Origin of the sequence: Lutispora sp., assembly GCF_041687175.1 — a bacterium.
Taxonomy (GTDB): domain Bacteria; phylum Bacillota; class Clostridia; order Lutisporales; family Lutisporaceae; genus Lutispora.
This window is the reverse complement of record NZ_JAWLCK010000144.1, coordinates 1-5,811: the sequence shown is the minus strand read 5'-3', so window position 1 is coordinate 5,811 and position 5,811 is coordinate 1. Positions and strand designations below refer to the sequence as shown.

5 protein-coding genes are annotated in these 5,811 nt (G+C 36.1%); 3 read left to right on the top strand and 2 right to left on the bottom strand.

Annotated elements, in window-relative coordinates; translation table 11 throughout:
- Positions 1-104 precede the first annotated feature (104 nt).
- Entirely contained in the window at positions 105-992 is an 888-nt protein-coding gene (locus ACESM9_RS13850; protein WP_372999890.1) for an acetamidase/formamidase family protein, read from the bottom strand.
- A gap of 40 nt (positions 993-1,032) precedes the next feature.
- Positions 1,033-2,766, bottom strand: a complete 1,734-nt coding sequence (locus ACESM9_RS13845) for an S-layer homology domain-containing protein (RefSeq protein ID WP_372999887.1) — start codon at positions 2,764-2,766, stop codon at positions 1,033-1,035.
- 258 nt (positions 2,767-3,024) lie between these two features.
- Between ACESM9_RS13845 and ACESM9_RS13840 the strand changes: the two genes are divergently transcribed.
- The 3 genes from ACESM9_RS13840 (at position 3,025) to ACESM9_RS13830 (ending at position 5,751) form a co-directional block, all read left to right on the top strand.
- A complete protein-coding gene (locus ACESM9_RS13840; protein WP_372999884.1) occupies positions 3,025-3,795 on the top strand; it encodes a DNA-methyltransferase in 771 nt (256 codons plus the stop codon).
- A 131-nt stretch (positions 3,796-3,926) separates the two neighbouring features.
- A complete protein-coding gene (locus ACESM9_RS13835; RefSeq protein WP_372999880.1) occupies positions 3,927-4,880 on the top strand; it encodes a type II restriction endonuclease in 954 nt (317 codons plus the stop codon).
- Between the two features lie 139 nt (positions 4,881-5,019).
- Positions 5,020-5,751, top strand: coding sequence for a hypothetical protein (locus tag ACESM9_RS13830; protein WP_372999878.1), 732 nt, complete (start codon positions 5,020-5,022; stop codon positions 5,749-5,751).
- The last annotated feature ends 60 nt before the right edge of the window (positions 5,752-5,811 follow it).

The following is a 5,811-nucleotide window of genomic DNA, read 5'->3' as shown; positions in this document are numbered from 1 at the left end:
TCTGTGGTGCCTAACATGTCTGGTGATACACCGTTAGCCGTCTCTTTATAATTCAAATCCTTTGTCTGAGCCCTTCAAAATACTTGCTGCCTGAAGCTCTTTAACTAGCTTCTCAAGATAATATTCTTTGGCATTGAAAATCTAGCTGTCATCTTAGGATCTACAATCTGGCATATCTCCGTATTTCCAACTGCACTTAGAAGCATTCCTGCTTCATTAATATCCATATTCAGCTTTTTCATTACTATGTGAAGCATATCCTCAGCAGATTCCTTGACTGCTTTATATAAATCCTCATTGGACGCAATGGTATAGACCATATCTTCACATTCCAATGCTGGATTATTTAATTTGCAGCCTTTGATCACTTCAACTTTTACAGTCACTTTCCCGCCGATCTCCACACCTGTCACCATTACTTCGCCGTCTCCCATAACTGCATGGAGATCACCCATAGCAAGCAAAGCTCCTGGATGAAATACAGGCAGGTATAATACAGAACCTTCCACAATCTTGTTGTTGTCCATGTTTCCACCATGTGCTCCCGGCTCTCCATTTGGTATGGCTTCCCCTTCTGGAGCTACACCGATAACGCCAATCATTGGCCTACATGGAATGTGAATATCATTGTTGAATACTGCATTTCCATCTTTTATAGGCAGTATTTTTATCCTTGAACTATCAATATTTTCACCAAAAATACCTGAGCCGGGTATTGCAGCCATTACACCATAGTCATTGATCTCAATCTTTTGAATCTCAACTTTCAATACATCTCCTGGCTCAGCCTCTTTTACATACAAAGGTCCTGTTGCTGGGTTGATTCTGTCCCAATTCAACTTTTCTATGGACTGCTCACAGCTGCTTATTTGGTCTTGAAAGCAATCGCAGGTTTCAAATATTACTGTAGTGCCTGACTCAACCTCCAATGCAGGTTTATTTTCACTGCTCATGCTGTAAATCAGCTTATCTCTGGTAATTAGCTTTTCCATACCCGAACCTCCTTTGTTTGTACTTAGCATAATATTTCTCTCATCTTATATTTTCCAATATATGTCCCCAAACATCCAAATATATCTCTTTATTATCGTTCTCCTGAAAATCAGGTATATTGCCTAATCTCCAAAGTGAAACTCCCTGTATTCCGAACATCTTTGCAACATCTACCTTGGCTCTTATGCTTCTGGAATCTTCGTACCATATTACATTTTGGGTCTCATCATTGGCGTCAAAGAAAGTGGCATAGGGATTCTGATAGCGGTCTGAATAATTAATAGTCACATCCTCCATCATGAGCCTTTTTTGTATTGCTTCGTAGCTGGGATTATAGGGATACTTGTTGATTACCTTTCCCTCTTTTAACTTCCATTGTACGGCATCGAAGGAAAACTGTATCCATATCTTGCTCCTGTCCTCTATACCTTTTTCTTCATCGGTAATTGCCTTTAGAGCATAATATACTTCATCAATTGGTGATACGGGAGTTATAGTATACCCCATCTCCATCTCCGCCTCAGTCAACTGCTTGGCATAATAATCATGAGCCATCAGTATGACTTTGTCTGCTATCTGTCCGATAGTCTTGTAGTCATATCCGTCATAATATGCTTGTCCAGGCTTTCTCACAGGATGTACCGCTACATACAAATTCTTGCCTCTCTTATCAAGCTCTGACTTGAGTTCTTTCAAGAAAATATTGAAGGTCTCTCTCAGCAATTCTCCTCTCATATCTTCAAAATCTATTACAACACCGTCCATAGTAAGGATTCCACCATCCATAGGATTTGTTACCTTAGAAAGAATTGCTTCTATTGCCTGTTCTCGTTTTTCTGTATTGGTCAAAATATACTGAATAAAAGGGATATTTGAACCCTCTTTCGTGTTGATGTTTGTATTGTTACTAGCCAAAACCATAAGGCTTGCGTGAACACCATTATCCTTTGCCATAGATAAGGGTTCCTCATATCCTTGAGGTATGGCATATTCGTTGTTGTTGGTTCTTGATGTGTTGAGCACAATCTCATCTTTTTCCCCATCATATTCAAGACGGCTCCACCCAAATCCGATAGAATCAAGTTTCTTTATCATATCTGCCTGTCCAGCTGATTTTATAGCATAAAATCCATGCAACTCACTAATAGGCTGGATGAGCCTTTGATACATACGGGTCATCATAGCTGCCGCTTCTTCCCTTTTAGCAGTGTCGTCTGGCTTAAAGAGGCCATTTCCTACACCATTGATGATACCGAAATCTTTGGCAATGGTTATGTAACCTATGTTGTTTGAAACATCCACAAAAGGACTCTCCAAGCTATTCAACTGCTCTGCAAGTGTCTTATAGCCTAAAGCCCTAACAAGCATTACTGCCATTTCTTCACGGGTGATGTGGTCGCTGGGTCTGAACTTTTCTGCTTTTGATACTACATCATGCTGCAATGCTGTTTCTATAGGTTGATAATACCACTTAGTGGTATCCATATTATCAGTAAAGCTGCCTTGTTCTGGTGAAACCAGTTCCCACTGCATCAACTTAACTAGGAAAGCTGCAAATTCACCCCTAGTGATAACAATGCCAAGTCCAAACTTATTATCGCCTATACCATCGGTAATCTTTAAATTCCGCAATTCATGTATCTCCTTGTATGCCCAATGATCCTTTGGCACATCCACAAAAGTTGAAACTGTGTCCTCATTGGCAAAGGCAAAGCCAGTGAATAGCATAGATAATATAACCATAACGCTTATTATAGACTTGAATTTTTGCATAATGAATAAACCTCTCTTTATTGTGAAAATCTCTAAACTCTCTATTAACACTAACATTACAGTTGTAACCAGTGCTTGTCAAGGTTATAAAATATGGTTAGATTTTCAAGCAGGATACTATTCATAACCATATGCTAGTTTTTTAAGAAAATAATTTGAACCCTCCCATAGCAAACTTTGTCCTTGCTAATATATTTATTGTATTGATAAAATGATAGTAAATTAATTTACTTATGAACTTGAATGTGAGGGTTATAGATGTTAGAGGAACTAGATGCTATATACTATAAAGATGATGACTTTACACTATTGTTTGGAGATTGTGTTTCCATAATGAAAAAAATACAAGATAATACTTTTGATATGATATTTGCCGATCCTCCATATTTTCTCTCAAAAAATGGAATTACCTGCAGCGGTGGAAAAATGGTATCTGTAAATAAGGCAGAATGGGATATGGACAAGGATGTAGAACAGATGCATGAGTTTAACTATGCCTGGTTGTCAGAATGTAAAAGGATCCTTAAACCAAACGGCACCATATGGATTTCCGGCACATTTCATAATATATATTCTATTGGCCTTGCTTTACAACAATTGGATTATAAATTGCTCAACAACATAACCTGGTACAAAAAGAATGCTCCACCAAACCTTTCTTGCAGATATTTCACTCATTCAACAGAAACAATATTGTGGGCAAAGAAAAGTAAGAAATCCAAACACTACTATGACTATAAGTTGATGAAGGAGATAAATGGTGGTAAGCAGATGCGTGATGTCTGGGAGATTCCTGCTATCAACAAAAAGGAAAAGAAACACGGTGATTTTCCAACGCAAAAACCTTTAGCTCTACTAGAGAGAATAATACTTGCCTCAACAAAAGAGGGAGATAAAATACTTGACCCATTTAATGGCTCAGGCTCAACCGGGATTGCTTCTATTAAACTTAAGAGGAACTACACTGGCATTGATAATGTTCCAGAATACTTGGACCTAACCCTGCGAAGATATATTGAAATTAATTGATTACTTAGTCGTATTAAAACCTATAAATAGTTTAGTATTGCTTCAAAAGGAAGAGTTTCACAATAAGTGAAACACCTTCCTTTTTTATTTACTATAAAATAAAGTCAAAACTTGTATATTGGAGGTTTATGATGAAGAATCTTAGATACTATACACAGAAAAATCTATCAACTCCACATCAAGTGTTTGAATATTTAATGGACACACTCAAAGATAGCATATTTACCTGGGATTACTTCTCCGATTTTAATAAGGCAGTAACCAATGTGGAAGAAATAAAAGACGAGCTTTCTGTGCTCAATTCTTTGCTTGGCATGGATGAGAATAGAATTAACGATGAGTTTATTGCACTATTAAAAAACTATCCAAACACAAGAAGGGTATTACCAATTCTAATTGCATTAAGGCCGGGAAAGCTAAATGAAACTCCTATAATTGACGATATTGATACACTTATCTCCAAAAATATGAGAGACCTATTTTCTCCAAAAGTACCTCTTACTCCAGAGGTAGCTGATAACTTAATAAAATTCTTCACTTCATCAGGTTTAAAAGATTTCTTTACCAATAGAAAAGTAACTAACATTATCGATTATTGTATCGGTGTTGAAGTTGGCATGGATACCAATGCTAGAAAAAATAGAACTGGAACAGCTATGGAAAATCTTCTGGAAAACTATCTTGCTAACTTCTGCGAAAAGCACGGTATAGATTATATAAAACAAGCAACAAAAAATAAGATAGCTGAAAAATGGGGTATAGATATTGAGGTTGACAAAATCGATAGACGATTTGACTTTGCTATTAAAAACAATCAAAATAAGCTTTTCTTTCTTGAGGTTAACTACTATAGTGGTGGAGGGTCTAAACTTAAAGCTACTGCTGGCGAGTATAAATCTCTCCAAGAGTGGTTATCTCCACAGCATATTACCTTCATATGGGTTACTGATGGACTGGGATGGCGTACAGCAAAAACTGCTTTGTATGAAACATTTTTAGCAAATGATTACCTCTTTAATCTCCATATGGTATCAGATGGAGTTCTAAATGAAATTATTAAAACTCTCTACCCTGCTAAATGTTAGTTTTGAATACATATGTGTATATAATGATTAGTTCAGCCAACTGCAATATAATGATATCCTAAAGTTTATAACTGAAAGTAATTGTTATTACTTCTTTAACCTTTATGGAATTGCCAAACACAAACTAGGGAGGGTTACTATGTCATATTCAGTAATGAGACAGCAATTATTAAATGAATTCAATAAGAGTAATATCCTACAAGTATGGAATGCTGGACAAATCAATACATTACATTATCAAATTCCAAATAACTATAATCTTAATCTTACAATTAATTATCCAGGCAAGAAAACAAAAGTTGTAAACAATACTATTAAAGCCTACGATTATAGGGTAGACCTCAACGGAATTGCTATATCTCATGCTAATATCATTACAGATCTATATAATAAGGCATTGCAACTTATACAAATGGGGAACGATACACGTATCTTAGAAGACCTTCTAATTGATATTGCTTACAATGGAATCAGTTATAGAAGAACAGAACATTTAGCTATCGACCGATTTGAGTTTACAGCACCAAGTATTCAACTATTAAACCAAATATCAACAATTCACGCTAGAATTCAAAAAACATTCCAGATAGATGGAAATGTAAATTGGAGTTATTCATTAGATGAGCTTGCAAATTCAATATCTTGGATAGTCCTTCAAGAAGATATTAATTATCCTATGCCTAGATATCAAGGTAGAAAAATGCCTTTTTATCGTTACCTTGAAGCATTGTATTGTGCTGCAAATCCCCAAAACCCATATAATTATACCCTAAAAGATGTAATTGTCCGTGCACTAGTCCATAATGGTCCACCACCAGCACTTTGGACAGGGTGCAATATTAACTATAGCCCTATTAAATCGATAAAATAGAGGTTGAACTTACAACCTCTATTTTAATGGATAATTTCTTATAACAAGCTCTGATATAGC